The sequence below is a fragment of the Mesorhizobium sp. WSM4836 genome, assembly GCF_055811815.1.
In genome coordinates this window covers 40,488-66,351 of record NZ_JBVVQF010000022.1, presented here as the reverse complement: position 1 = coordinate 66,351, position 25,864 = coordinate 40,488, and the positions used below count along the sequence as shown (strand labels likewise).

General features: G+C 62.0%; 25 protein-coding genes. 20 read left to right on the top strand and 5 right to left on the bottom strand.

Features of this window, described 5'->3' with window-relative positions; all coding sequences use genetic code 11:
• Positions 1 to 121: 121 nt before the first annotated feature.
• The 8 genes from pdhA to AC0L2P_RS23690 all read left to right on the top strand — a co-directional run bounded on the left by pdhA (position 122) and on the right by AC0L2P_RS23690 (position 8,137).
• Entirely contained in the window at positions 122 to 1,162 is a 1,041-nt protein-coding gene (pdhA, locus tag AC0L2P_RS23725) for a pyruvate dehydrogenase (acetyl-transferring) E1 component subunit alpha (RefSeq protein ID WP_473504564.1), read from the top strand.
• A 15-nt stretch (positions 1,163 to 1,177) separates the two neighbouring features.
• Positions 1,178 to 2,581, top strand: a complete 1,404-nt coding sequence (locus AC0L2P_RS23720) for a pyruvate dehydrogenase complex E1 component subunit beta (RefSeq protein ID WP_473504562.1) — start codon at positions 1,178 to 1,180, stop codon at positions 2,579 to 2,581.
• Between the two features lie 18 nt (positions 2,582 to 2,599).
• A complete protein-coding gene (locus AC0L2P_RS23715; protein ID WP_473504560.1) occupies positions 2,600 to 3,976 on the top strand; it encodes a pyruvate dehydrogenase complex dihydrolipoamide acetyltransferase in 1,377 nt (458 codons plus the stop codon).
• A gap of 139 nt (positions 3,977 to 4,115) precedes the next feature.
• The gene (locus AC0L2P_RS23710; RefSeq protein ID WP_473504558.1) at positions 4,116 to 4,754 is read left to right on the top strand and encodes an SGNH/GDSL hydrolase family protein; all 639 of its coding nucleotides are present in this window, start codon (positions 4,116 to 4,118) and stop codon (positions 4,752 to 4,754) included.
• An 11-nt stretch (positions 4,755 to 4,765) separates the two neighbouring features.
• Complete coding sequence (lpdA, locus tag AC0L2P_RS23705; protein ID WP_473504556.1) at positions 4,766 to 6,211, top strand: dihydrolipoyl dehydrogenase; 1,446 nt, start codon at positions 4,766 to 4,768, stop codon at positions 6,209 to 6,211.
• A gap of 94 nt (positions 6,212 to 6,305) precedes the next feature.
• Complete coding sequence (locus tag AC0L2P_RS23700; RefSeq protein WP_473504555.1) at positions 6,306 to 6,563, top strand: GlsB/YeaQ/YmgE family stress response membrane protein; 258 nt, start codon at positions 6,306 to 6,308, stop codon at positions 6,561 to 6,563.
• Between the two features lie 134 nt (positions 6,564 to 6,697).
• Complete coding sequence (gene lipA, locus AC0L2P_RS23695) at positions 6,698 to 7,663, top strand: lipoyl synthase (RefSeq protein ID WP_473504553.1); 966 nt, start codon at positions 6,698 to 6,700, stop codon at positions 7,661 to 7,663.
• Positions 7,664 to 7,675: 12 nt separating this feature from the next.
• Complete coding sequence (locus AC0L2P_RS23690) at positions 7,676 to 8,137, top strand: type II toxin-antitoxin system RatA family toxin (protein WP_473504552.1); 462 nt, start codon at positions 7,676 to 7,678, stop codon at positions 8,135 to 8,137.
• Here AC0L2P_RS23690 and AC0L2P_RS23685 read toward each other — a convergent pair.
• Together AC0L2P_RS23685 and AC0L2P_RS23680 are read right to left on the bottom strand one after the other, a co-directional pair.
• Positions 8,113 to 8,622 (bottom strand): CinA family protein, encoded by a 510-nt coding sequence (locus AC0L2P_RS23685; RefSeq protein WP_473504550.1) that lies wholly within the window; start codon positions 8,620 to 8,622, stop codon positions 8,113 to 8,115. The two genes, AC0L2P_RS23690 and AC0L2P_RS23685, sit on opposite strands and share 25 nt — an antisense overlap.
• Entirely contained in the window at positions 8,619 to 9,839 is a 1,221-nt protein-coding gene (locus AC0L2P_RS23680) for a bifunctional 2-C-methyl-D-erythritol 4-phosphate cytidylyltransferase/2-C-methyl-D-erythritol 2,4-cyclodiphosphate synthase (protein WP_473504548.1), read from the bottom strand. Before AC0L2P_RS23680 ends, AC0L2P_RS23685 begins: the two co-directional genes overlap by 4 nt.
• Before the next feature lie 180 nt (positions 9,840 to 10,019).
• Here AC0L2P_RS23680 and dusB point away from each other — a divergent pair, with 180 nt between their 5' ends.
• From dusB to hflX, 8 genes are all read left to right on the top strand, one after another.
• Positions 10,020 to 11,045: a tRNA dihydrouridine synthase DusB gene (gene dusB, locus AC0L2P_RS23675; RefSeq protein WP_473504546.1), complete on the top strand. Its 1,026-nt coding sequence runs from the start codon at positions 10,020 to 10,022 to the stop codon at positions 11,043 to 11,045.
• A complete protein-coding gene (locus AC0L2P_RS23670) occupies positions 11,042 to 12,181 on the top strand; it encodes a two-component system sensor histidine kinase NtrB (protein WP_473504544.1) in 1,140 nt (379 codons plus the stop codon). The genes dusB and AC0L2P_RS23670 overlap by 4 nt, the downstream gene beginning before the upstream one ends.
• Positions 12,178 to 13,638, top strand: a complete 1,461-nt coding sequence (ntrC, locus tag AC0L2P_RS23665) for a nitrogen regulation protein NR(I) (protein WP_352466165.1) — start codon at positions 12,178 to 12,180, stop codon at positions 13,636 to 13,638. The genes AC0L2P_RS23670 and ntrC overlap by 4 nt, the downstream gene beginning before the upstream one ends.
• A gap of 127 nt (positions 13,639 to 13,765) precedes the next feature.
• Positions 13,766 to 16,051, top strand: a complete 2,286-nt coding sequence (locus AC0L2P_RS23660) for a sensor histidine kinase NtrY-like (RefSeq protein WP_473504542.1) — start codon at positions 13,766 to 13,768, stop codon at positions 16,049 to 16,051.
• Entirely contained in the window at positions 16,041 to 17,402 is a 1,362-nt protein-coding gene (gene ntrX / locus AC0L2P_RS23655; protein ID WP_473504540.1) for a nitrogen assimilation response regulator NtrX, read from the top strand. Before AC0L2P_RS23660 ends, ntrX begins: the two co-directional genes overlap by 11 nt.
• A gap of 88 nt (positions 17,403 to 17,490) precedes the next feature.
• The gene (locus AC0L2P_RS23650) at positions 17,491 to 18,354 is read left to right on the top strand and encodes a D-amino-acid transaminase (protein WP_473504538.1); all 864 of its coding nucleotides are present in this window, start codon (positions 17,491 to 17,493) and stop codon (positions 18,352 to 18,354) included.
• A 145-nt stretch (positions 18,355 to 18,499) separates the two neighbouring features.
• Entirely contained in the window at positions 18,500 to 18,745 is a 246-nt protein-coding gene (gene hfq, locus AC0L2P_RS23645; protein ID WP_006202172.1) for an RNA chaperone Hfq, read from the top strand.
• Positions 18,746 to 20,137, top strand: a complete 1,392-nt coding sequence (gene hflX, locus AC0L2P_RS23640) for a GTPase HflX (protein WP_473504536.1) — start codon at positions 18,746 to 18,748, stop codon at positions 20,135 to 20,137. It begins immediately after the preceding gene.
• A 6-nt stretch (positions 20,138 to 20,143) separates the two neighbouring features.
• Here hflX and mazG read toward each other — a convergent pair whose 3' ends face one another.
• Positions 20,144 to 20,968 carry a nucleoside triphosphate pyrophosphohydrolase gene (mazG, locus tag AC0L2P_RS23635; protein WP_473504534.1) on the bottom strand — a complete coding sequence of 275 codons (825 nt, stop codon included), beginning with the start codon at positions 20,966 to 20,968 and terminating at the stop codon, positions 20,144 to 20,146.
• A gap of 160 nt (positions 20,969 to 21,128) precedes the next feature.
• Positions 21,129 to 22,313, bottom strand: coding sequence for an amino acid aminotransferase (locus AC0L2P_RS23630; RefSeq protein WP_473504532.1), 1,185 nt, complete (start codon positions 22,311 to 22,313; stop codon positions 21,129 to 21,131).
• A gap of 228 nt (positions 22,314 to 22,541) precedes the next feature.
• Between AC0L2P_RS23630 and AC0L2P_RS23625 the strand changes: the two genes are divergently transcribed.
• The 4 genes from AC0L2P_RS23625 to AC0L2P_RS23610 are packed head-to-tail and all read left to right on the top strand — an operon-like array spanning position 22,542 to position 25,152.
• Positions 22,542 to 23,063, top strand: a complete 522-nt coding sequence (locus AC0L2P_RS23625) for a sigma-70 family RNA polymerase sigma factor (protein WP_473504530.1) — start codon at positions 22,542 to 22,544, stop codon at positions 23,061 to 23,063.
• Positions 23,060 to 23,833, top strand: coding sequence for an anti-sigma factor family protein (locus AC0L2P_RS23620; protein WP_473504528.1), 774 nt, complete (start codon positions 23,060 to 23,062; stop codon positions 23,831 to 23,833). The genes AC0L2P_RS23625 and AC0L2P_RS23620 overlap by 4 nt, the downstream gene beginning before the upstream one ends.
• A gap of 24 nt (positions 23,834 to 23,857) precedes the next feature.
• A complete protein-coding gene (locus AC0L2P_RS23615; protein ID WP_473504526.1) occupies positions 23,858 to 24,565 on the top strand; it encodes a Bax inhibitor-1/YccA family protein in 708 nt (235 codons plus the stop codon).
• A gap of 32 nt (positions 24,566 to 24,597) precedes the next feature.
• Positions 24,598 to 25,152: a DUF2076 domain-containing protein gene (locus tag AC0L2P_RS23610; RefSeq protein ID WP_473504524.1), complete on the top strand. Its 555-nt coding sequence runs from the start codon at positions 24,598 to 24,600 to the stop codon at positions 25,150 to 25,152.
• A gap of 102 nt (positions 25,153 to 25,254) precedes the next feature.
• Here AC0L2P_RS23610 and AC0L2P_RS23605 read toward each other — a convergent pair whose 3' ends face one another.
• Positions 25,255 to 25,845, bottom strand: a complete 591-nt coding sequence (locus AC0L2P_RS23605) for a hypothetical protein (RefSeq protein WP_473504522.1) — start codon at positions 25,843 to 25,845, stop codon at positions 25,255 to 25,257.
• Between the last annotated feature and the right edge of the window lie 19 nt (positions 25,846 to 25,864).

Here is a 25,864-nt window from a genome sequence, read left to right as displayed (position 1 = left end):
GCATGACAGCCATGCGTTTTCGGCATGGCGCAAGCCTTCCGTGCATGTTAGCTTGCCTCAAATCGGTGGGAGAACTGATCTCCCTCGCTGTCCGCCAAGAGACGCCAACAGGGAGTGATGCATGGCCACCGCCACCAGAAAAGCGCCTGCCAAATCCAAATCAGACGGCAAAACGCCGGGCCTTTCCACCCCAAAGCCTATTGAATTCAGCAAAGACCAGGAGCTTGCCGCCTACCGGCACATGCTGCTCATCCGCCGCTTCGAGGAAAAGGCCGGCCAACTTTACGGTATGGGCTTCATCGGCGGCTTCTGCCATCTCTACATCGGCCAGGAAGCCGTCGTTACCGGCATGAAGATGGCGCTGATCGAAGGCGACCAGATGATCACCGCCTATCGCGACCATGGCCATATGCTGGCCATGGAGCTGTCGCCGCGCGGCGTCATGGCCGAACTGACCGGGCGCCGTAGCGGCCTGTCCAGAGGCAAGGGCGGCTCGATGCACATGTTCTCCAAGGAGAAGCATTTTTACGGGGGCCACGGCATCGTCGGCGCGCAAGTCTCGCTCGGCACCGGCATTGCCTTCGCCAACCGCTATCGCCGCAACAACAACGTGACGCTGACCTATTTCGGCGATGGCGCCGCGAATCAGGGCCAGGTCTACGAAAGCTTCAACATGGCCTCGCTGTGGAAGCTTCCGGTGATCTACATCATCGAGAACAACCGCTACGCCATGGGCACCTCGGTCTCGCGCTCGTCGGCTGAGACGGATTTTTCCCACCGCGGCGCCTCCTTTAAGATTCCAGGCATCCAGGTCGACGGCATGGATGTGCGTGCCGTGAAGGCAGCCGGAGACCTCGCGGCCGAATGGTGCCGCGCCGGCAACGGGCCGCTCATTCTCGAAATGCAGACCTATCGCTACCGCGGCCATTCGATGTCGGATCCGGCAAAATACCGCTCCAAGGAAGAAGTGCAGAAAATGCGCTCCGAACGTGACCCGATCGAGCAGGTCAAAGCGCGGCTGCTCGACAAAAAATGGGCAAGCGAGGACGAGCTCAAGGCCATCGACAAGGAAGTCCGCGACGTTGTCGCCGACGCCGCAGAATTTGCCCAGAACGACGCGGAGCCGGATCCCTCCGAGCTCTGGACCGATATCGTACTTTAACGAGAGGGCAAGGACATGCCGATCGAAATTCTCATGCCCGCCCTCTCGCCGACTATGGAAGAGGGTAACGTTTCCAAGTGGTTGAAGAAAGAGGGCGACAAGGTCGCGGCCGGTGACGCCATTGCCGAGATCGAGACCGACAAGGCAACGATGGAAGTCGAGGCCGTGGACGAAGGCACGCTTGCCAAGATCGTGGTTCCTGCCGGCACCGAGGGTGTCAAGGTCAACACACTGATCGCTGTGCTGGCCGTCGATGGCGAAGACATTGACGAAGCAGGCGAAGGCATTGGCGAGGAGGCTATCGCGCCGCAAGCAGAAGCGCCCGCTGCCGCTCCGCCCCCCGCTGCCGCTCCGACCAAGAGCGAAGCTGCGGCGCCTGTTGCCGCCGCGCCCAGCCTGGAAATTGCCGCCGATCCGGACATCCCGGCCGGCACCGAAATGGTCTCGACCACGGTGCGTGAAGCCTTGCGCGATGCAATGGCGGAGGAAATGCGCCGCGATGGCGATGTCTTTGTCATGGGCGAGGAAGTCGCCGAGTACCAGGGCGCCTACAAGATCACGCAAGGCCTGTTGCAGGAATTCGGCCCGAGGCGCGTGGTCGACACGCCGATCACCGAGCACGGCTTTGCCGGCGTTGGTGTCGGCGCGGCGATGGCCGGCCTGAGGCCGATCGTCGAATTCATGACCTTCAACTTCGCCATGCAGGCGATCGACCAGATCATCAATTCAGCCGCCAAGACGCTCTATATGTCCGGCGGACAGATGGGCGCCCCGATCGTCTTTCGCGGTCCGAACGGGGCGGCCGCGCGCGTCGCCGCGCAGCATTCGCAGTGCTATGCCGCCTGGTACAGCCATATTCCCGGCCTGAAGGTGGTGATGCCTTATACTGCCGCCGACGCCAAGGGTCTGCTCAAGGCGGCGATCCGCGACCCGAACCCGGTCATCTTCCTTGAAAACGAAATCCTTTACGGCCACTCCTTCGACGTGCCGAAGATGGACGATTTCGTGCTGCCGATCGGCAAGGCGCGCATTCACAAATCCGGCAAGGACGTGACCATCGTCTCGTTCGGCATCGGCATGACCTACGCGATCAAGGCCGAGGCGGAGTTGCGCGGCATGGGGATCGATGCCGAGGTCATTGATTTGCGCACCATTCGTCCGCTCGACTTAGACACGATCATCGCCTCGGTCAAAAAGACCAATCGCCTGGTCGTGGTCGAGGAAGGCTTTCCGCAGAACTCGGTCGGGGACCATATCGCCAATCAGGTCTCGCAGCGCGCCTTCGATTTCCTCGATGCACCGGTCATCACCATTGCCGGCAAGGACGTGCCGATGCCCTATGCGGCGAACCTCGAAAAGCTGGCGCTGCCCAATGTCGGCGAGGTCGTCGAGGCGGTCAAAGCCGTCACGTATCGCTGAGCAGGGCGGGAGGACAAAATGCCGATCAACATCACCATGCCGGCGCTGTCGCCCACGATGGAAGAGGGCAACCTTTCCAAGTGGCTGGTCAAGGAAGGCGACAAGGTTTCGCCCGGCGACGTGATTGCCGAGATCGAGACCGACAAGGCGACGATGGAAGTCGAAGCCGTCGACGAAGGCACGGTTGCCAAGCTGGTGGTTCCGGCGGGCACTGAAGGCGTCAAGGTCAATGCGCTGATCGCGGTATTGGCGGGCGAGGGCGAGGATGCTGCTTCTGCCGCGAAAAGCGGTGACGGCGCTGCGCCGGCAAAGGCTGAGGCTCCGAAAGCGGACGTCTCCAAAGCTGAAACACCAAGGCCCGAAGCGCCGAAGCAGGGGCCTGCCGCACCTGCACCTAAGGCGGAAACGGCGCCGGTCGCCAACGGCCATGCAAACGGTGAGCGTATCTTCGCCTCGCCGCTGGCCCGGCGCATTGCCAGGGAAGCTGGCGTCGATGTCGCGGCGCTGACAGGCTCCGGCCCCCACGGCCGCGTGGTGAAGGCCGATGTCGATGCCGCGATTTCCAGTGGCGGCGCCAAGGCGGCACCAGCAGCAAAAGCGGCGCCAGCCGGCGCTCCGGCACCTGCAGCCGCCGCACCCAAGGCGATATCGGACGAGCAGGTGCTCAAACTGTTTGCCGAAGAATCCTACGAGCTGGTCCCGCACGACAATATGCGCAAGACCATTGCGAGGCGGCTGGTCGAGGCCAAGACCACCATCCCGCATTTCTACCTGACGCTCGACTGCGAGCTCGACGCACTTCTGGCCCTGCGCACGCAGATCAATGCGGCCGCCCCGGTGAAGAAGACCGAGAAGGGCGAAACACCGGCCTACAAGCTGTCGGTCAACGACATGGTCATCAAGTCTCTGGCCATGGCGCTGATGGCGGTGCCGGATGCCAATGCCTCGTGGACAGAAAACGCCATGATCAAGCACAAGCACGCCGATGTCGGTGTCGCCGTGTCGATCCCGGGAGGCCTGATCACCCCGATTATCCGGCGTGCCGACGAAAAGACGCTGTCCGTCATCTCCAACGAGATGAAGGATCTTGCCGGCCGCGCCCGCAGCCGCAAGCTGAAGCCGGAAGAATATCAGGGCGGCACTACGGCGGTGTCCAATCTCGGCATGTTCGGCATCAAGGATTTCTCTGCCGTCATCAACCCGCCGCATGCGACGATCCTGGCGGTCGGCGCCGGCGAGCAACGCGCGGTGGTCAAGAACGGCGAGATCAAGATCGGCACGATCATGTCGGTGACGCTGTCGACCGATCACCGCGCCGTCGACGGTGCGCTCGGCGCCGAGCTGCTTGTCGCCTTCAAGCGTATGATCGAAAATCCGATGGGCATGCTGGTCTAACTGCGAAGGGCGGGGCGGTGCAGAAATTCTTCACCAGCCTTGTTGCCTCCATCCAATCCGGCTTCGTAACGATTGTCGTACATTGGCTGTTCGGGCTGCAGCGATTGCGGATAGGTCTTTGTTGGAATGGGGCAGGCGCATGAAGACGGTCCTGTGCTATGGCGATTCGCTTACCTGGGGCTATGACGCGGCAGGCCTTGGCCGGCACCCGCTGGAAGATCGCTGGCCGAGCGTGCTGCAGGCGGCATTGGGCAGCGGCGTCGAGGTCATCGCCGAAGGCCTGAATGGCCGAACCACCGCCTTCGACGATCACTTGGCCGGGGCGGACCGCAATGGTGCAAGGCTGTTGCCAACCATCCTGACGACGCATGCGCCGATCGACTTGATCGTCATCATGCTCGGCGCCAACGATATGAAGCCGTGGATTCATGGTAATCCGGTCGCGGCCAAGCAAGGCATGCAACGCCTGATCGATATCGTGCGCGGTCACGATTACCCATTCGGTTGGCCGGCGCCGCAGATCCTGATCGTCGCGCCGCCCGTAGTCAGCCGCACGGAAAACGCCGAGTTCAAGGAAATGTTCGCCGGCGGCGATGACGCGTCAAAGCGGCTGGCGCCGCAATATTCCGCCCTTGCCGACGAGGCCGGCTGCGGCTTCTTCGATGCCGGCACGGTGGCCAAAACCACGCCGCTCGACGGCGTCCACCTGGACGCGGAAAACACGCGGAACGTCGGGCAGGCGCTGGCGCCGCTCGTGCGCCTCATGTTGGAATTGTGAAGGAGAAGGCCGTGGCTGAGAATTATGACGTCATCATCATCGGCTCCGGTCCCGGCGGCTATGTCACGGCTGTGCGCTCCGCTCAGCTCGGCTTCAAGACGGCTATCGTCGAGCGCGAGCATTTGGGCGGCATCTGTCTCAACTGGGGCTGCATTCCGACCAAGGCGCTGCTGCGCTCGGCCGAGATCATGCACTATTCGGATCATCTGAAGGACTATGGGTTGAAGATCGATGGCAAGGTCAGCGTCGACACCGCCGCCGTCGTCGACCGCTCGCGAAAGGTGTCGCTGCGTCTGAACAATGGCGTTGCTTTCCTGATGAAGAAGAACAAGGTCGACGTCATCTGGGGCGAAGCCAAACTGACGAAACCCGGCGAGATCGTCGTGTCGAAATCGTCGAAGAAGCCGATGGAGCCGCAGCCGCCGGCGCCCAAGGGTGTGGAGGCCGAGGGCACCTACAGCGCCAAGCACATCATCCTGGCGACCGGCGCCAGGCCGCGGGCGCTGCCCGGCATCGAACCCGACGGCAGACTGATCTGGACCTATTTCGAGGCGATGGTGCCGAAAGAGATGCCGAAATCGCTGCTGGTGATGGGCTCTGGCGCCATCGGCATCGAGTTCGCCTCGTTCTACCGCACCATGGGCGCGGAGGTGACGGTGGTCGAACTGCTTCCGGCCGTGATGCCGGTCGAAGACGCCGAAGTTTCCAAATTCGCGCAAAAGCAGTTCGAAAAGCAGGGCATGAAGATCATCCTCGAAGCCAAGGTGACCAAGGTCGAGAAGGGCACCAACTCGGTCACCGCGCATGTCGAGATGAAGGACGGCAAAGTCGAGAAGATCACCGCCGATCGTATGATCTCGGCCGTCGGCGTCCAAGGCAATATCGAGAATCTCGGGCTTGAGACGCTCGGCGTGAAGACGGAACGTGGTTGTGTCGTCGTCGACGGCTACGGCAAGACCAACGTGCCCGGCATCTATGCCATCGGCGACGTCGCCGGACCGCCGATGCTCGCCCACAAGGCCGAGCACGAGGGTGTGGTATGCGTGGAAAAGATCGCCAATTTCCCCGGCGTGCATGCCATCGACAAGCTGAAGATCCCGGGCTGCACCTATTGCAATCCGCAAGTCGCCTCGGTCGGACTGACGGAAGCCAAAGCGAAAGCCGACGGCAAGGACATCCGGGTCGGGCGCTTCCAGTTCGCGGCAAACGGCAAGGCGATTGCGCTCGGCGAGGACCAAGGCTTCGTCAAGACCATTTTCGACAAGAAGACCGGCCAGTTACTCGGTGCCCACCTGGTCGGCGCAGAAGTAACCGAACTGATCCAGGGCTTCGTCGTGGCGATGAACCTGGAGACCACCGAGGAAGAGCTGATGCACACGATCTTCCCGCACCCGACGCTGTCGGAGATGATGAAGGAGAGTGTGCTCGACGCCTATGGTCGCGCACTGAATGCATGATAAATTATCCCTGCGAGTCTCAAACGCAGAAGCCAAGGAACTGTACGCAACATAATTCGTTTCCGAATGCATTCGTCATACAAGGAGAGGGCATATGGACGTGAACGGCGTGGGCTGGATAGCAGCCATAATCATCGGTGGCCTGGCGGGATGGCTCGCCGAGATGGTCATGAAGAGCAACATGGGCATCCTGATGAATATTATTCTCGGGATCGTCGGTGCGATCGTGCTGAATGCTATTCTGCAGGCGCTCAACATCGGCATCTTCGGCGTAGGCTGGATCGCCTATCTGATCACCGGCTTTATTGGCGCCTGCCTGCTGATCTGGGTGGGACGCATGGTGCGCCGTTAGTCGGTCCATCCTGCCATGCGAAAACGGCTGTGGCGGCATGCACTGCCACGGCCTTTTTCTTTGGTTTGAAAAGGCCTAGATGAGTCGTGAAAACAGAGCGCCGAACAGGCGCTCGCGAATGAGCCGGGTTTCAGATGGTCACCGTCCTCGACACGATTGCCAATGCGCCGCGCTTGCGGCATCCCGAAAAGGCGCACAAGCCGGATCAGGACGTGCTGCGCAAGCCTGATTGGATCCGCGTCAAGGCGCCGATGTCGAAAGGCTATGCCGAGACGCGCGAAATCGTGAAGTCTCACAAACTGCTAACGGTTTGCGAAGAGGCGGGCTGCCCCAATATCGGGGAGTGCTGGGAAAAGAAGCACGCCACCTTCATGATCATGGGCGAGATCTGCACGCGGGCCTGCGCCTTCTGCAATGTCGCCACCGGCATCCCGACCGCACTCGATCCCGACGAGCCGGCGCGCGTCGCGCAGGCGGTCAAGCAGATGGGCTTGAGCCACGTCGTCATCACCTCCGTGGATCGCGACGATCTTACCGACGGCGGGGCCCAGCATTTTGCCGGTGTCATCCGTGCGATCAGGGCGGCGACCCCGTCGACGACGGTCGAAATCCTGACGCCCGATTTCTTGCGCAAGGACGGTTCACTGGAGATCGTCGTGGCTGCCAAGCCGGATGTTTTCAACCATAATCTCGAGACCGTGCCGTCTAACTATCTGACGGTCCGGCCGGGTGCCCGCTATTTCCACTCCATCAGGCTCTTGCAGCGGGTCAAGGAGCTTGATCCCTCGATCTTCACTAAGTCCGGCATCATGGTTGGCCTTGGCGAGGAGCGGAACGAAATCCTGCAACTGATGGACGATCTGCGTTCCGCCGATGTCGACTTCATGACCATCGGCCAATATTTGCAACCGTCGAAGAAGCACCATCCGGTGATCCGCTTCGTCACGCCTGAGGAGTTCAAGTCCTTCGAGACGATCGGCAGGACCAAGGGCTTCCTGCTGGTGGCGTCGAGCCCGCTGACGCGCTCCTCGCACCATGCCGGTGACGACTTTGCCAGGTTGCGGGCGGCGCGGGAAGCCCTTCTCAGGAAGTCCGCCTAACACACTGGTTTCATGCCACAATTCGAAGCCCATCGCCGCGTTGCGCATACGCCGGAGCAGATGTTCGCTCTGGTCGCCGATGTTGAATCCTATCCGCAATTCCTGCCGCTTTGCGAGGCGCTGACGGTTCGCTCACGCAAGGAACGCGATGGACGCACCTTGCTCATCGCCGACATGAGCATTGGCTACAAAGCGATCCGCGAGACTTTCACCACGCAGGTGCTGCTAAAGCCGGACGAGAACGCCATCGACGTCAAATACATTGACGGCCCTTTCAAATATCTGAGCAATGTCTGGCGCTTCGACCCGGCGGACAGCGGCGGCTGCAACGTCTGCTTCTTTATCGACTATGAGTTCAAGAGCCGCATTTTGGGTGCGCTTATGGGAACCATGTTCGACCGCGCCTTCCGCATGTTCTCCGAGGCGTTCGAGAAACGGGCCGAAATTATTTACGGCGCGCCATCGGCGGCCTGATTCGCAGCGAGCGCGCGCAGACCCAGTTCAAGCGCATGCCGGACCGTCTCCCGGCGGATGAAATCACGGCCGTTGTCGGCGAACAGCTGGCATTCGCTGACGACCGGCTGGCCAGCCACGGCAACGCCGAACCAGACCAGGCCGACAGGTTTTTCCGCAGAGCCGCCGGCCGGACCGGCGATGCCGGTCACCGCCAGGGCGAGCCCGGCCGGCGAATGCGCCAAGGCTCCGGCCGCCATCTCCACCGCAGTCTCGCGCGAGACCGCACCGTGCGCATCGAGCGTAGCGGCCGAGACGCCGAGCATCTCGGTCTTGGCCTGGTTGGAATAGGTGATGAAGCCGCGATCAACCACCGCGGAAGAGCCGGCAATGTCGGTCAGCGCGGCGATGATCATGCCGCCGGTGCAGCTCTCGGCCGTCGCCAGCATGATGCCGCGCTGCTGGCAGGCTTGAAGCAGGGCATCTGCGAGATCGCTATTGCTCATTCAGGGACATCCCCCCGAAATACAACGCTGGCGGTCGCGATGGCCGCTATGCCTTCCTCACGGCCGACGAAGCCGAGCCTCTCATTGGTCGTCGCCTTGATCGAGATGCGATCGCGCGAGATTCGCAGCATTGCCGAAAGCGCTTCGGTCATCGCCTCGCGATGCGGGCCGACGCGCGGCGCCTCGCAAATCAGCGTGATATCGGCGTTGGCGATGCGCCCTCCGCGCGCGCGCACCAGCTTGGCCGCGTGTTCGACGAAGATGCGTGAAGCGGCCCCCTTCCACTGCGGGTCGGATGGCGGGAAATGCGTGCCGATGTCGCCGACGCCGCAGGTGGCGAGCAGCGCGTCGGTTAACGCATGCAGGCCTACATCGGCATCCGAATGGCCGGACAGCTTCTTGCCGTGCGGTATAGCGACGCCGCACAGGGTGACATGGTCGCCGGGCTCAAACGCATGGACGTCATAGCCATTGCCGGTTCGGATGTCCGGAAAACGTGGGGCGTTGGAAAGCCGCTGATCCGCCATTGCAATATCCCGTGCCCAGGTCAGTTTGACATTGTCCGGAGAGCCGGGAACGATTTTCACCGGAATATGTGCCCATTCGGCGATTGCTGCATCGTCGGTGAAATCCGCTTTGCCCAGATGATGAGCCTTTTCATGCGCAGCCAGGATTGGCCAGAACGGAAAGCCTTGCGGTGTCTGTGCGGCGTGGAGCCCGGCCCTCGACACCGTTTCGCCGATCATGCCTTCGGCCGTTTCGCGCTTGAGCGTATCGGCAACGGGCAAGGCAGGCAGTGCTCCCTGGCGCTCGCCAATGGCGGCGATCGTGCGATCTATCAGTTCCGCGTCGACAAACGGCCGAGCCGCATCATGGATCAGGACCCGGCCCGGCGCATGGCTTCTCAACGCCAGCAGTCCAAGGCGGACGGACTCCTGCCGTGACGTACCACCGGTCACAGCGACGACACGGTCGGCATTTGCGCCGGCGGCGTGATGGAAAAGCGCGCCGTCATCGGCATGGATAGCAACGACGACAGGTCCAATCTTCGGGTGCTTCAGAAAGGCGTCGAGCGTGCGTGCGATAACGGCGCCGCCGCCAATCTGCTGATACTGCTTCGGCCCATTGGCCTGTCCGGCGCGCGCGCCGCGACCGGCGGCAACAATGACCACGGCGACCTTGCCATCCGCAGCTTGCTTTTCGCTCACATCTCTCATGCGAGACGCTTAGCGCATGATCCCGAAAAGTGGTATCGCTTTCAGAAGACCCAGGATTGATGCCGATCCGGCGATCCGTTTTTTCCCAAATGCGCCTTAATGTCACGACATTGCGCGTTGCACATTGCCGTCGTTCTGGCTAGAGAATGTGCAACAACCGAACGTGCTTGGTTTTTGTGCATGCTTGATGTGACCAAATTGGCTTCGCCGCTGGACGTGGGTGGGGTGAGAATCCGCAACCGCGTGTTTCTCGCGCCGATGTCGGGCATCACCGACGAACCGTTCCGGCAGCGCGCCCATGCCCATGGCGCCGGGCTGGTCGTATCGGAGATGGTGGCGAGCGGCGAGCTTGCAAAGGGCAGGGCTGGTTCCGGCCTGCGCATCCGTCATTCCGGGCTGCCTGTCCACATGGTCCAGCTTGCCGGCCGCGAGGCGGTGCACATGGCCGAGGGCGCGCGAATCGCGGCCGGCGAAGGCGCCGACTTCATCGACATCAACATGGGCTGTCCAGCCAAGAAGGTGACGGGCGGCTATGCCGGTTCGGCACTGATGCGAGACCTCGACCACGCGCTGTCGCTGATCGAAGCGCTAGTCGGGGCGGTCGAGGTGCCGGTCACGGTCAAAATGCGGCTCGGCTGGGACGAAGGCGCGCTCAACGCGCCGATGCTGGCGCGACGCGCCGAGCAGGCCGGCGTCAAGATGGTGACGGTGCACGGCCGCACACGGTGCCAGTTTTATCAGGGCAAGGCAGACTGGCGTGCCATCGCACGTGTCAAGCAGGCCGTCTCGATCCCGGTCGTCGCCAATGGCGATGTCGGCTCGCCGGCGGAGGCGGCGTCGATCCTCGACCAGTCTGGCGCCGACGCGGTGATGATCGGCCGTGCGCACTATGGCGCGCCGTGGATTGCCGGCAGCATTGTAGCCGCCGCGCTGACCGAGCCGGTAGCCGGCATGCCGGACAGCCCGCAAGCGCTGAGCGACTACGTCATTGCCCATTACGAAGACATGCTGACGCTCTATGGCGTGGAAAGCGGATTGCGCCAGGCGCGCAAGCATCTCGGCTGGTATCTCGACCGCCACGCCGCGACAAGCGACGACCGGCGCAGAGCGATACTCACGTCCTTGGAGCCTGGGCGTGTCATTGCCTTGCTGCGCGACATGTTTTCAAGCGCTCCCGAAGCGGCGAACCTGCGGAGCGCGGCATGAACGCCACCGTCACACAGAGCACGGATATGGCGGACGCCGCGCACATTGTGCTCAACACCATTCGCCGGCCGGTGATCATGGTCGATCCGCAAGGCTTCATCACCTTCGCGAATGCCGATGCCGAGGATTTTTTCCGCTCGAGCGCCACGATGCTTGCCCGAAACACGCTGCACAAGCTCATTCCTTTCGGCAGTCCGCTGCTGACGCTTGTCGACCAGGTGCGCGAGCGGCGGGCGCCGGTCAACGAATACCGGGTCGACGTGTCGTCGCCACGTCTCGGCATCGAGAAGGTAGTCGATCTCTACGTCGCGCCGGTGGCGGAATTTCCAGGCTCCGTCGTGGTGATGTTCCAGGAACGCTCAATGGCCGACAAGATCGACCGGCAGATGACGCATCGCGGTGCGGCGCGCTCGGTCACCGGCCTTGCCGCGATGCTTGCCCATGAGATCAAGAACCCGCTGTCCGGCATTCGGGGTGCCGCGCAGCTGCTTGAACTGTCGGCGTCCGACGAGGATCGCGCACTGACCAGGCTGATCACCGACGAGACCGACCGCATTGTCTCGCTGGTCGACCGCATGGAAGTTTTTTCGGACGAGCGGCCGATCGACCGCTATCCCGTCAACATCCATGTCGTGCTCGACCATGTCAAGGCAATCGCCAAGAACGGTTTTGCCAAGCGGATCAAGATATTGGAGGACTATGATCCATCATTGCCTCCGGTTTTTGCCAATCGCGACCAGCTCATTCAGGTGTTCCTCAATCTGGTAAAAAATGCCGCCGAGGCGATCGGCAGCGATCCGCAGGGCGAAATCGTGCTGTCCACCGCCTTCCGTCCGGGCATCCGCGTTTCCGTGCCGGGGACGCAGGACCGCGTATCACTGCCATTGGAATTCTGCGTGCGCGACAACGGTTCGGGTGTCTCCGAGGATATTTTGCCGATCCTGTTCGATCCCTTCATCACCACCAAGCCGAACGGCTCCGGTCTCGGTCTAGCGCTGGTCGCAAAGATCGTCGGCGAGCATGGCGGCATCATTGAATGCGAATCTACCCCGCGCGGCACCACCTTCCGCATCCTGATGCCGGCGTGGAAAGAAACCCAGTTTGGCACCGACGACGGTGAAGGAGACCGCAAATGACCGTTCGCGGCAATATTCTCGTCGCCGACGACGATGCGGCCATCCGCACTGTCCTCAACCAGGCGCTTTCGCGCGTCGGCCACGACGTGCGTGTCACCTCCAACGCTTCGACGCTGTGGCGCTGGGTTGCGGCGGGCGAGGGCGATCTGGTCATTACCGACGTTGTCATGCCTGACGAGAACGCCTTTGACATGCTGCCGCGCATCAAGAAGGCGCGGCCGGAACTGCCAGTCATCGTGATGAGTGCGCAGAACACGTTCATGACAGCAATTCGTGCCTCCGAAACCGGGGCCTACGAGTACCTGCCGAAACCGTTCGACCTGACCGAGCTGCTCAACATCGTCAACCGCGCGCTTTCCGAGCCGCGGCGGCCGAAGATCGATACGCGTGCCGACGAGCCGCCTGAAACGATGCCGCTGGTCGGCCGCTCGGCGGCGATGCAGGACATCTACCGCATGCTGGCGCGCATGATGCAGACCGACCTGACGGTCATGATCAGCGGAGAGTCGGGTACCGGTAAGGAACTGGTGGCGCGCGCGCTGCATGAATACGGCCGCCGCCGAGGCGGTCCCTTCGTCGCCATCAACATGGCGGCGATCCCGCGCGACCTGATCGAATCGGAGTTGTTCGGGCACGAGAAGGGCGCCTTTACCGGCGCGCAGAACCGCTCCACCGGCCGTTTCGAGCAGGCCGAAGGCGGCACGCTCTTCCTCGACGAGATCGGCGACATGCCGATGGAAGCGCAGACGCGGCTGCTGCGTGTGTTGCAGCAGGGCGAATACACCACGGTCGGCGGCCGCACGCCGATCAAGACCGACGTGCGCATCGTCGCTGCCACCAACAAGGACCTGCGCACGCTGATCAATCAGGGGCTTTTCCGCGAGGACCTGTTCTACCGCTTGAACGTTGTGCCGCTCAGGCTGCCGGCGCTGCGCGAGCGGTCGGAGGACATTCCGGACCTCGTCCGGCACTTCTTCAAGCTCGGCGCCAGTGAAGGCCTGCAGACCAAGCGCATTTCCACCGGCGGCATCGAGCTGATGAAGCGCTATCCATGGCCCGGTAATGTGCGCGAACTCGAAAACCTCATCCGCAGGCTGGCTGCACTGTATTCGCAGGACGAGATTTCCGCCGAGATCATCGAGGCGGAGTTGAAGACCGGCGAAAGGCCTGTTGTTCCAGGTGGCGGCAACCTCATTCCCGATGACCTTTCCATCGGCCAGGCGGTGGAGCATTTCCTGCAGCGCTATTTTGCCTCGTTTGCCGGCGACTTGCCGCCGGCCGGGCTCTATCAGCGAATCCTCTCCGAGGTCGAATATCCGCTGGTCCTCGCCTCGATGACCGCAACGCGCGGTAACCAGATCAAGGCTGCCGAACTGCTGGGGCTCAACCGCAACACGCTGCGCAAGAAGATTCGCGAACTCGGCGTCAACGTCTACAAGTCCTCCAGGCAGATCTAGACGAACCCCTTACGAGCGCTTTCCAGGGGATCGCTCGTCGAAAGATTTCCGTCTCGGCCACACTTGTTGCATAATCGCCACAATGCGTTGCATAGATCCGACGCAATCACTGGCTCCAGACGGCGACATGGCCCTGCACGCACCGACACTGAGCAAACCGCTTTTCAGCAATACCGGCGCGCGCGATGGTCGCCGGCTGCTTGCGCTGCCCGGCGTGATCGCCGTTGCCGGTGCTCTGGTGACGGCGGCGATCTCCTTCGCCATTCTGGTTGGCGCGACCCCGATCACGCCCGACGCGAGGACGACGCTGGCGCTGATTGCGCTTAATGCGGCGTTCGTCCTGTTTCTGATTTTGCTGGTCGGCCGCGAGGTGCATCGCATCCTAATGGCACGCCGGCACGGCAAGGCTGCGTCGCGCCTGCACGTGCGCATCGTTGCGATGTTTGCGCTGGTCGCCGCCATTCCCGCGATCATGGTGGCGATCATCGCGTCGATCACGCTCGACATCGGCCTCGACCGCTGGTTCGAGATCCGCACCAAGACGATCGTCAATTCGTCGTTGTCGATCGCCGACGCCTATGTGCAGGAAAACGCACGAAATCTTCAGGGCACGACGTTGTCGATGGCTTACGACCTCGACGCTTCGCGCACGCTCTACGGTCTTGATCGCACAGGTTTCCTCGACCTCATGAACAAGGAGGCGGTGGGACGTTCGCTGGCACACGCAGCGCTTATCAAGCCCGATGGTTCCTTCGTCATGAGTGCCAAGACCGACGCGGACTTTGCCATGCCGGAGCCGCCTGAGGGCGCCGTGGCAAGCGCTGCCGATGGCAAGCCAGTGCTGATAGAGCCGCGCACCCGCAACATCATGGGTGCGATCGTCAAGCTGCGCGAGATCGACGGGCTCTATCTCTACACCATCCGCCTCGTCGATCCTGAGGTGATCAAGGCACGGCAGATCGTCAAGTCCAATACCGCCGAATATCGCGGTCTCGAAGACAATCGCCGCACCTCGCAAGTGGCTTTCGCACTTCCCTATCTGTCGCTGACGCTGATCATCATTCTGTCCGCTATCTGGACTGGCATTGCGGTGGCCGACCGCCTGGTGAGGCCGATTCGTCAGCTCATCGGTGCGGCCGATGAGGTCGCTACCGGCAATCTCGACGTAGCCGTGCCTGTCCGCCCCTCCGATGGCGATGTCGCCTCGCTCGGCGACACATTCAACAAGATGCTGATGGAGTTGAAATCGCAGCGCAACGAGATCCTGTCGGCCAAGGATCTGATCGATGAACGGCGGCGCTTTTCAGAGGCGGTGCTTGCCGGCGTCACCGCCGGGGTCATCGGCGTCGATCCATATGGCATCGTCACCATCGTCAACCGTTCGGCCGAAACGATGCTGGCCATATCCGCCACGGCAGCGCTTGGGCAGAACCTTTCCGCCGTGCTGCCGCATGTCGGCCGCGTCTTCGAGATCGGTCGCAAGTCGGGCAAGCCGGTCTATCGCGAACAGGTCACCTTCTATCGTGCCGGCACTGAACGAACCTTCAACGTGCAGATCACCATCGAAGCCGGCGACGACGGTTCGGAGGATAAATCCTACGTCGTGACAGTCGATGACATTACCGATCTGGTCCAGGCACAGCGTTCCTCCGCATGGGCCGACGTGGCGCGGCGCATTGCCCACGAGATCAAGAACCCGCTGACGCCGATCCAGCTTTCGGCCGAGCGCATCAAGCGCCGGTACGGCAAGGTCATCACCGAGGACCGTGAGGTTTTCGATCAATGCACCGACACCATCATCCGGCAAGTGGAGGACATCGGCCGCATGGTCGACGAGTTCTCGGCGTTCGCCCGCATGCCGAAACCGGAAATGAAGGCAATCGATCTGCGCGATTCGTTGCGCGAGGCCTCGTTCCTGGTCGAAGTGAGCCGCGCCGACATCACCTTCCAGCGCGTCTTCGGCAGTGAGCCGCTCAAAGGCACGTTCGACAGCCGCCTGATGGCGCAGGCGTTCGGCAACGTCATCAAGAATGCTGCCGAAGCCATCGACGGACTTGATGCAGAGGATCGTCCGCACGGCATAATCCGGATTCAAGCCGGGCGTCAGAATGGCGCGATTCGAATCGACGTCATCGACAACGGCAGGGGCTTGCCGCGTGAAAACCGGCAGCGTTTGCTCGAGCCGTACATGACGACGCGCGAGAAAGGCACCGGGCTTGGCCTCGCTATCGTCAAGAAGATCGTGGAGGACCATGGCGGGCGACTCGAATTGCACGATGCACCAGCGGACTTCCACAATGGGCGGGGTGCAATGATCAGCATCATCCTGCCGGTTGCCGCCACCGTTCCGATACGCGGCGACGGCAAGACGGAACACGAAAAAGAAACTGAAAAGGTCGGTAATGGCGTCTGATATTCTCATCGTCGATGACGAGGAAGACATCCGCGAACTCGTCGCCGGTATCCTTAGCGACGAAGGGCACGAAACACGCACGGCGTTTGATGCCGACAGCGCGCTGGCGGCGGTCGCCGACCGCGCACCCAGGTTGATCTTCCTCGATATCTGGCTGCAGGGCTCACGGCTCGATGGCCTGGCCTTGCTGGACGAGATCAAGACGATGCACCCGAACCTGCCGGTGGTGATGATCTCGGGCCACGGCAATATCGAAACGGCAGTTTCGGCCATCCGCCGCGGCGCCTATGATTTCATCGAAAAGCCTTTCAAGGCCGACAGGCTGATCCTCATTGCCGAACGGGCGCTTGAAACCTCCAAATTGAGACGCGAGGTTTCGGATCTCAAGCTGCGCAGCGGCGAGACTTTCGACCTCATCGGCATGTCGTCGGCAATGAGCCAATTGCGCCAGACCATCGAGCGCGTCGCGCCGACCAACAGCCGCGTCATGATCATCGGTCCCTCTGGCTCGGGCAAGGAACTGGCGGCGCGCGCCATCCACGCGCTCTCGGCGCGCAAGAGTGCACCGTTTGTGACACTGAGCGCCGCCAACATCACGCCAGAGCGTATGGAAATCGAGCTGTTCGGCACCGAATCGAACGGCGTCGAACGCAAGGTCGGTGCGCTGGAGGAGGCCCATCGCGGCATTCTCTACATCGATGAAGTGGCCGACATGCCGCGCGAGACGCAGAACAAGATCCTGCGCGTGCTGGTCGAACAGCAGTTCGAGCGGGTAGGGGGCACCAAGCGGGTCAAGGTCGACGTGCGCATCATCTCGTCAACCTCGCAGAACCTGGAAGCCATGATCGCCGACGGCCGTTTCCGCGAGGACCTTTATCATCGCCTGGCCGTGGTTCCGGTCGTGGTACCGGGACTGGCCGAGCGTCGCGAGGACATTCCTTACCTGGTGGACAATTTCATGAAGCAGATCGCTCGCCAGGCCGGCATCAAGCCGCGCCGCATCGGCGACGACGCGCTGGCGGTGTTGCAGGCGCACAACTGGCCGGGCAACGTTCGGCAGTTGCGAAACAATGTCGAGCGCCTGATGATCCTGGCGCGCGGCGACGATGTCGATGCGCCGATCACCGCTGACCTCTTGCCTGCCGAGATCGGCGACGTCATGCCGCGCACTCCAAACAAGTCCGATCAGCACATAATGGCGCTGCCGCTGCGTGAAGCACGCGAACAATTCGAAAAGGATTATCTGATCGCCCAGATCAACCGTTTTGGCGGCAACATCTCGAAGACGGCAGAGTTTATCGGCATGGAACGCTCTGCATTGCACCGCAAGCTGAAGTCGCTGGGCGTCTGACAGCCAACGGTAGTGGCCCACGCAATTATCGGTTACGGCGGCCTTGGAATCGCATAAGAAAGCTGGGACTTCTTCCAGGGGTTTAGCCATGCCGCGCATTGCCTATGTGAACGGGCGCTACGTCGCTCACGCCGAAGCTTCCGTGCATATCGAGGACCGTGGCTATCAATTCGCCGACGGCGTCTACGAGGTCTGCGAGGTGGCACGAGGCTTCATCGTCGACATGCCGCGCCATCTCGCCCGATTGAACCGCTCACTTACCGAACTCTCGATCGATTGGCCGATCACGCGCGGCGTGCTGCCGCTCGTCATGCGCGAAGTGGTGCGCCGCAACCATGTCGTCGACGGCCTGGTCTATGTCCAGGTGACACGCGGTGTCGCCAGCCGCGAGTTTTTCTTCCCGCCGGCGGGCACGAAGCCGTCGCTGGTGGTGACCGCCAAAAAAGCCGATCCTGCAGCTGCCGCGAAGCGTGCCGAGAGCGGGATCCGGGTTATCACGGTGCCGGAGAACCGCTGGGATAGGGTCGATATCAAGTCGGTCGGCCTATTGCCGAACGTGCTGGCCAAGCAGAAAGCCAAGGAAGCCGGCGCTCAGGAGGCCTGGTTCATCGATGTCGACGGCACCGTCAAGGAAGGTGGATCGTCGAACGCCTGGATCATCACCAGGGACGGCGTGCTGGTGACGCGTCCCGCCGAGCACGGCATCCTGCGCGGCATCACCCGCACGACGCTGTTCGATGTCGCCGCCAAGCTCGGCCTGAAGATCGAGGAGCGCGGCTTTTCGGTTGCCGAGGCCAAGGCCGCACGCGAGGTTTTCATCAGCTCCGCGACCACGATTGCCATGCCGGTGGTGGCGATCGATGGCGCTCCCGTCGCCAACGGCCACCCGGGCTCGATAACAGTTTCATTACGGCAGGCCTTTTTTGACGTTGCGGAAAAAAGTCCAGCCTGATAACCGCACAGATGGAATGAACATCAATATATCTCGTTCTGCTTGTCGTTACTGACGGCAAGATGGTGTTTGCGTGCTTGACATGTGCCGGCTAATTTGGCGCATTGGCCTGCAAACCGAAGGGGATCGGCGAAAGACAAGAACAATGGCGGAACGATCGCAAAATCTTCAGGACCTGTTCCTGAATTCAGTTCGCAAGAGCAAAAACCCACTCACCATCTTTCTCATCAACGGCGTCAAGCTGACCGGCGTGGTCACTTCGTTCGACAATTTCTGCGTTCTGCTGCGTCGCGACGGCCATTCCCAGCTTGTCTACAAGCACGCTATTTCCACGATCATGCCGAGCCAGCCGGTTCAGATGTTCGATGGTGAGGAAAGCCAGGGCGCCTGATTGGCACGTGAGAAAGACGCGGACCGCAGCGTTCGCGGAAAACCAGCGCATCAGACCGGGACAGAGGCCAACGGTCCGACCCGGGCGGTGGTCATCGTGCCGGTGCTTACCCGACAGCTGCGTGGCGACGACGACACCAACCGCCCGCGCCTGACCCGTTCCGCCGACGCTCGTCACGACGAAGCGGTCGGCCTCGCCAGCGCCATCGACCTTGACCTGGTCCACACGGCGGTGGTGACCGTCAACGATCCACGCCCGGCGACCTTGCTCGGCAGCGGCAAGGTGGCGGAGTTCGTCGAGATCGTCAAAGGGGCTCACGCGGAAGTGGTCATTGTCGATCATCCGTTGACCCCGGTACAGCAGCGCAATCTCGAAAAAGAGTTGAATGCCAAGGTGCTCGATCGCACCGGGCTGATCCTGGAGATCTTCGGCGAGCGCGCCCGCACCAAGGAAGGCACGCTGCAGGTCGATCTTGCCCATCTCAACTACCAGAAGGGCCGCCTTGTGCGGAGCTGGACCCACCTTGAGCGCCAGCGCGGCGGCGCCGGCTTTCTCGGCGGTCCTGGCGAGACCCAGATCGAGTCGGATCGGCGTGTGCTGCAGGACAAGATCACCAAGCTGAAGCATGAGCTCGAAACCGTGCGCCGCACCCGCGAACTGCACCGCGCCAAGCGCAAGAAGGTGCCGTTTCCGGTGGTGGCGATCGTAGGCTACACCAATGCCGGCAAGTCGACGCTGTTCAACCGGCTGACCGGAGCAGGGGTGCTGGCGGAAGATATGCTGTTTGCCACGCTCGACCCGACGCTGCGCCGCGTGCGCCTGCCGCACGGCACGCCGATCATCCTTTCCGATACGGTCGGCTTCATTTCCGACCTGCCAACGCATCTGATCGCGGCCTTCAGGGCGACGCTGGAGGAGGTGGTCGAGGCAGACCTCGTTATTCATCTGCGTGACATCTCCGACCCCGATACGGCCGCGCAGGCCGAAGATGTCGAGCGCATCCTTGCCGATCTCGGCGTCGATGCCCGTGATAGCAAGCGCGTCATCGAAGTATGGAACAAGATCGACCGACTCGACGAAGGCAACCGGGCGCGGCTGCTTGCCGATGGTGCTGACGGCAAGAAGGCGCCGCCGATCGCCATATCGGCGGTGACCGGCGAGGGCATCGATGCCCTGAAGGCCATTATCGAGACGATGATGTCGGGCGAACTGGAGACGTTCACCGTCACACTCAAGCCCGACCAACTCGGCGTCTCCGACTGGCTTTACCGCAACGGCGACATCGTCTCGCGCGACGACAATGAGGACGGCAGCGTGACCATCGCGCTCAAGGCCACGCACAGCGCCCGGCAGGAGATTGAAAGCCGATTGCGCCGTCACAACAACGGGTAGGGGCGTTTACTTCGTGCTTTTTGCCTGCTGCCAGAGCGCTTCCATCGCGTCAAGTGTCGCTTCTTCGAGGCTGTTCCCCGACGCTTGCAGCGTCCGCTCGACATAGTGGAAGCGCGACCGGAATTTTTCATTGGTGCCGCTGAGTGCCGCTTCGGAATCGATTTCGAGGTGCCGGCCGAGATTGACGATCGCAAACAGCATATCGCCGAACTCGTCCTTGATCGGCGCGCTGTCGCCTTTGGCCAGCGCTTCGCGTAATTCGCCGATCTCCTCTTCGATCTTTTCGAGGATCGGTGCCGCCTCGCTCCAGTCGAAGCCGACGCGGGCGGCCTTTTCCTGCAGTTTGAGCGCCCGGGTCAGTGCGGGCAGCGCGACCGGCACGCTGTCGAGAAAGCCCTTGCCATGGTCTTCCGGGTCGAGCCCACGGGTGAGGCGCGCACTGCGCTTCTCCGCCTTTTCCTCTGCCTTGATCTTTTCCCACATGCCCTTTGCCATGCCGGCGCTGCGCGCCTTGTCGTCGCCGAAGACGTGTGGATGACGGCGGATCATTTTTGTGGTGATGGCCTGGACCACATCGCCGAATGAAAATTCGCCGGTCTCCTCGGCCATTTGCGCGTGGTAGACCACCTGCAGCAGGAGATCACCGAGTTCATCGCGCAGATCGTCCAGGTCGCCGCGCGCGATGGCGTCCGCCACCTCGTAGGCTTCCTCCACGGTGTATGGCGCAATTGTCGAAAAGTCCTGCTCGATATCCCACGGGCAGCCGGTATCCGGCGCCCGCAGCGCTGCCATGATCTCGATCAGTCGGGAAATGTCTTTCGAGGGTTTCATCTGGAAAAGGCTATCCTGTACACGGCTGTGCGGCGAACGGCTTCAGCCGGCGAGGGCGTCTTGTCCACAGATGGGCGGCCAGGCCATGTCCCAAACCGAAGGACCGCGTCAGCGAAAAGTGGAAGCCCGTTTCGGAAAAGATCATGGCCAAGCAAAACTATCAGTCGAGGACGGAGACGATCGCCTTGGCGAGTGCATCCATGCCGTCCTCGGGCAGGCCGGCAACGTTGATGCGGCTGTCGCCGACCATGTAGATGGCATGCTCGGCGCGCAGCCGCTCGACTTGCGCTTCCGATAGGCCAAGCCGGGAAAACATGCCGCGATGGCTGGCGACGAAATCGAAACGGTCGGAGTTGGACTGCCGGCGCAACGCCTCGGCGAATTGGACGCGCAGCCGTAGCATACGCAGCCGCATCTCTTCAAGCTCAGCCTCCCAGTCGGAACGCAATGCGGGGTCTTCAAGTACGATGCGCACCGCCGCAGCGCCGTGGTCCGGCGGCATCGAATACATCGCGCGAGCCGCCGACAGCATCTGGCCCATCGCCATATCCGCCTGCGCGCCGTCTTTCGCCATGATCAGCGCTGCACCGACGCGGTCGCGATAGACGGCAAAATTCTTCGAGCAGCTCGAGGCAACGACCATTTCCGGAACTTTCACCGCCAGCAGGCGCAAGCCGGCGGCGTCCGCATCAAGCCCCTCGCCAAAGCCCTGATAGGCAATGTCGACAAAGGGCAGCAGACCGCGCTCAACGACAAGATCGGCAACGGCAGCCCATTGCGAGATGTCCAGATTGGCGCCCGTCGGGTTATGGCAACAGCCATGCAACAGTACGACGTCGCCGGGATTCGCAGTTCTCAATGCATTCAGCATGTCGTCGAAGCGAACCGCACCAGAAGCAGCGTCGAAATAGGGATATTCGCGTATCTGCAGGCCAGCGGCGCGCATCACCGGCATGTGGTTCGGCCATGTCGGGTCCGACAGCCAGACGGTCGCGTCGGCGCGGGTCCTTTTCAGCAGCTCTGCCACCAGCCTCAGAGCGCCTGAGCCGCCTGGCGCCTGCGCCGCACGAATGCGTCTCATGCCGGCGGTTTGGCCGAACACCAACTTGGTCATCGCCGCGTTGAAGGCGGTATCGCCGGCAAGGCCGAGATAGGTCTTGGTATCCTGGCCTTGCAGCAGCCGCTTCTCGGCTTCGCGCACCGCCCGCATCACCGGCGTCCTGCCGTCGCGATCCCTATAGACGCCGACCCCAACATCGACCTTGTCGGGACGTGGGTCGGCACGATAGAGGCCGATCAAGGCAAGAATCTTGTCGGCGGGCGCTGACTGGAGATTTTCGAACATCGATAAGGTTCCGTTGGCGGCGGAGTGATACGCAAACCGGCCGTGCTTTGCCAGCGGTTTATATGCGCCAACTCGGCGTCGGTTTGCCTCAAGGACGGCCGATACTATCTGCCGGCGAAGGCAGGCGCGATATCTTCCAACAGACCGCAGCGAGCCGCGCACGAAAAAATTGAGGAGGAACGGGATTAAAATCCCGACTGGCTCCGTAAACAGGGCATGAAACGGCCGATGCCACGCTTTGATGTTCTGGGACAGCTCGGTTCGCTGCGCCGCTATGCACGCTCGCTGACACGCGATAGCGCCGATGCAGAGGATCTGGTGCATGATGCATTGGTGCGTGCCTATGAGCGACGCGGCAGCTTCCGCTTCGGCGGAAACCTTCGCGTATGGCTGCTGTCGATCGTCCATAATGCATTCATCGACGGCCTGCGGTCCCGCAAATCCGAAGCAATGCGCATTGAACAGGCCGGGTATCTCGCCGAGGCGAATGTCCAGGCTCCGCAGGAACATTCGGTCCGTCTGACGCAGGTGCGCGACGCTTTTTTTATGTTGCCGGAAGAGCAACGTTGCGCGCTGCATCTCGTCGCCATCGAGGGGCTTAGCTACAGCGAGGCGGCCGAGGTCAGTGGCGTGCCGCTTGGCACGCTGATGTCGCGCGTCGGCAGGGCGCGTGCGGCCCTGCGCGAGATGGAGGATGCGGCACCGGTATGCGCGAAAGGCCATCTGAAGATCGTCGGAGGTGGATCATGAATCAACTGCGCGATCCCGTGACCGACACCGATCTCGACGCCTATGTCGACGATCAGCTGGACGTGGCTCGTCGTATCGAGGTCGAGGCGTTCCTTTCGGCCCGCCCGGAAGCGGCCGCACGGGTAATGTCCGACCTGCGGATGCGTGACGAATTGCGCGTGGCGCTTGCCGGATCGAAAGGCATGGCGCGGCCCGCGACGGCCGATGCGGCGCGGCGGCTGGAGCGGGGATTGGCGCGCGGCCGCGTCCTTGGTGCTTTGCAGCGAGCGGCGGCGGTCGCTGTTTTCGTCGCCGCCGGCTGGCTTGCGAACGTGCTCATCGGGCCGATATCGGTGACGGAAGTCGTCGCTTCGACCCATCCGCCCGCCTATGTGGAAGAGGCGGTGCGGGCGCACCGGACGACACTCATGCGCGAGGCGATGTCGTCGCAAGCCGAAGCGCCCGACTACAATGCCGACGAAATCCGCGCCGCGACGGCGATCATCATGCCATCGCTGCCAGCGGACTGGACGGTCCGTGACGTGCAGATCTACCCGTCGCAGTTCGGCCCGAGTGTCGAGATGGCTGTCGAGACGAAGGAGATGGGGCTGGTCTCGTTGTTCGCGATCAGGCCCGGAACATTCGACGTCGTCAAGCCGACTGTCGTTCCCTCGGGCGAAGTTTCCTCGGCCTATTTCCAGATCGGCGAGGTCGCCTACGCGGTCGTCGCAAGTAGCGACATCCAAGGCATAGATCGCACGGCCGAAGTGCTCTCCAAAACGCTTTACTGATCGACCTTCCAGAAGGAGAACCACATGAACAATCTCGGATATATCGGGGCTGGAGGCCGAGCCGCAGCCGTCTACGACGAAGGCCTGCGCCGGCACATGCTGCGAGTCTATAACTATATGGGCCTTGGCCTCGTCGTTACGGGCGTGATCGCGTTCGTGGTGGCTTCCACGCCCGCTCTTTACGTGCCGATCTTCTCCACACCGCTGAAATGGGTGGTGATGCTGGCACCTCTGGCCTTTGTGCTCTTGTTCTCGTTCCGGATGCAGACAATGTCGGCAGCCGGTGCTCAGGCGATGTTCTGGGCGTTCTGTGCGGTGATGGGCCTGTCGCTGGCTTCGGTGTTCCTGGTTTTCACCGGCACCAGCATCGCGCGTACCTTCTTCATCGCCGCCACCATGTTCGGCGCGACCAGCCTTTACGGCTACACGACTAAACGCGACCTGACGCAGTTTTCGTCGTTCCTGATCATGGGCCTGATCGGCGTGGTGATCGCGAGCATCGTCAACATCTTCCTTGGCTCGACCGCGCTCCAATTCGCGATCTCGGTGATCGGCATCGCCGTCTTCATCGGCCTCACCGCCTGGGATACCCAGACTATCAAGGAACAGTATGCGGAAAACTTCGGTGCGGAATCGCAGCAGAAACTCGCTGTCTTCGGTGCATTCTCGCTTTATCTGAATTTCATCAACATCTTCCAACTGCTGTTGAACTTCACCGGCGAGCGCGAATAGCCGGCGTTGGACCAAGACCGGAGTTGGACATCATGGACAGAAACGATCAGCAAGCGATCGGACAGCTCTTCGAGAAGTTGGCAAGTGTCGAGCGCCAGGCGCCGCCGCGCGATGCCGAAGCAGAGCGCTTCATCCAGGACCAGATCACCCAGCAGCCTGGGGCGCCATATTACATGGCCCAGACGATCGTGGTGCAGGAGCAGGCCCTGCGCGCAGCGCAGGCACGCATCGAAGAACTGGAAGAGCAGACGCGGCAGCCGGCCGGCGGTGGACCGCTCAGCGGCTTGTTCGGCCGCAGCGGCGGCAGGCGCTCAGGCTCGGTTCCGCGGGTGGGGCGCACCGCCTCCGTTGCAACTGAAGGGCTGGAAGACACGCAACAGCGGGCAGGCGGCGGTTTTCTTGCCGGCGCCGCGCAGACCGCGATGGGCGTGGCCGGCGGCGTGCTGCTCGTCAACGCGATCGCCGGCATGTTTGGCGGCAGCGAAGCCAAGGCAGCCGAACCGCCGACCCCGCAGCCGGACGAAGCCGATCAGGCAGGCAATTCCAACTCCGATAGTGGCGGGGACTTCGGTGATATGGAGTTCTGACGAGCGACCCAGACCGTGCCTGTGCTGGCGCTGGTGACGATTGCCGGTCAGCATAGGCGAGGGGGCGAGGGCAACATCCGGGAAGCGAGCCCTCGCCGGCGGCTAATAGCCCAGGTGCGTCAGTTCAGCCTTGACCGCCGCGATCGTCTTAAAGCGGAAATGCTTCCTTGTGCCGTCGCGCCAATGGCAATCGCATGTGGCATCGAACTTCCGGCTCGCTTTCAATTGGGTCAGCGCCTTCTGGCCCGGCTTGGGACCATCGAACATGCGAACTTCGTAGAGCGTTCCTTCGACATCGTAGTGCATCTGAGCCCAGGAAAGTATCACGACCAGTTCCTTTGCCGGGTCGTGGTCGGCGTTGGCCAGGCCGAGCGCTATGTCCGGTGTGTCGCCCTCTTGTTCACCGACCGTGACCTGGATTGCGCGATACCGGTCGTCAGCTAGCCGTTGCAGCGCGACGAGCGGGCGCTCCGGATAGTCCTCTGCGGTCTGATAATCGACGAAGAGCGTCTGAATGCCGTTCCAGGTCACAGGTGTGGTGTGCGGATCAGCATTGTCGGTGAACCCGACAACACGTTTCGCGAAAGCCAGGTCGGTCTCGCCTGCAGCACGATCAAAGTCCTGCGCTCGCGCGTCGGCGAGCGCGCAGGCGAGAGTTAGGACAAAACTTGTAAAATGCCAAAGTCGCTTCATGATTCGCAACCCTAGCATG

Coding starts and splice junctions, on each gene's coding strand:
- AC0L2P_RS23610 (WP_473504524.1), top strand. CDS start 24,598: ATGGACAGAAACGATCAGCAAGCGATCGGACAGCTCTTCGAGAAGTTG.
- AC0L2P_RS23720 (WP_473504562.1), top strand. CDS start 1,178: ATGCCGATCGAAATTCTCATGCCCGCCCTCTCGCCGACTATGGAAGAG.
- AC0L2P_RS23605 (WP_473504522.1), bottom strand. CDS start 25,845: ATGAAGCGACTTTGGCATTTTACAAGTTTTGTCCTAACTCTCGCCTGC.
- dusB (WP_473504546.1), top strand. CDS start 10,020: ATGCTTGATGTGACCAAATTGGCTTCGCCGCTGGACGTGGGTGGGGTG.
- AC0L2P_RS23670 (WP_473504544.1), top strand. CDS start 11,042: ATGAACGCCACCGTCACACAGAGCACGGATATGGCGGACGCCGCGCAC.
- lipA (WP_473504553.1), top strand. CDS start 6,698: ATGGTCACCGTCCTCGACACGATTGCCAATGCGCCGCGCTTGCGGCAT.
- AC0L2P_RS23615 (WP_473504526.1), top strand. CDS start 23,858: ATGAACAATCTCGGATATATCGGGGCTGGAGGCCGAGCCGCAGCCGTC.
- mazG (WP_473504534.1), bottom strand. CDS start 20,968: ATGAAACCCTCGAAAGACATTTCCCGACTGATCGAGATCATGGCAGCG.
- AC0L2P_RS23700 (WP_473504555.1), top strand. CDS start 6,306: ATGGACGTGAACGGCGTGGGCTGGATAGCAGCCATAATCATCGGTGGC.
- AC0L2P_RS23630 (WP_473504532.1), bottom strand. CDS start 22,313: ATGTTCGAAAATCTCCAGTCAGCGCCCGCCGACAAGATTCTTGCCTTG.
- ntrC (WP_352466165.1), top strand. CDS start 12,178: ATGACCGTTCGCGGCAATATTCTCGTCGCCGACGACGATGCGGCCATC.
- ntrX (WP_473504540.1), top strand. CDS start 16,041: ATGGCGTCTGATATTCTCATCGTCGATGACGAGGAAGACATCCGCGAA.
- AC0L2P_RS23660 (WP_473504542.1), top strand. CDS start 13,766: ATGGCCCTGCACGCACCGACACTGAGCAAACCGCTTTTCAGCAATACC.
- hfq (WP_006202172.1), top strand. CDS start 18,500: ATGGCGGAACGATCGCAAAATCTTCAGGACCTGTTCCTGAATTCAGTT.
- AC0L2P_RS23715 (WP_473504560.1), top strand. CDS start 2,600: ATGCCGATCAACATCACCATGCCGGCGCTGTCGCCCACGATGGAAGAG.
- AC0L2P_RS23625 (WP_473504530.1), top strand. CDS start 22,542: ATGCCACGCTTTGATGTTCTGGGACAGCTCGGTTCGCTGCGCCGCTAT.
- AC0L2P_RS23650 (WP_473504538.1), top strand. CDS start 17,491: ATGCCGCGCATTGCCTATGTGAACGGGCGCTACGTCGCTCACGCCGAA.
- AC0L2P_RS23620 (WP_473504528.1), top strand. CDS start 23,060: ATGAATCAACTGCGCGATCCCGTGACCGACACCGATCTCGACGCCTAT.
- AC0L2P_RS23685 (WP_473504550.1), bottom strand. CDS start 8,622: ATGAGCAATAGCGATCTCGCAGATGCCCTGCTTCAAGCCTGCCAGCAG.
- AC0L2P_RS23690 (WP_473504552.1), top strand. CDS start 7,676: ATGCCACAATTCGAAGCCCATCGCCGCGTTGCGCATACGCCGGAGCAG.
- AC0L2P_RS23710 (WP_473504558.1), top strand. CDS start 4,116: ATGAAGACGGTCCTGTGCTATGGCGATTCGCTTACCTGGGGCTATGAC.
- pdhA (WP_473504564.1), top strand. CDS start 122: ATGGCCACCGCCACCAGAAAAGCGCCTGCCAAATCCAAATCAGACGGC.
- AC0L2P_RS23680 (WP_473504548.1), bottom strand. CDS start 9,839: ATGAGAGATGTGAGCGAAAAGCAAGCTGCGGATGGCAAGGTCGCCGTG.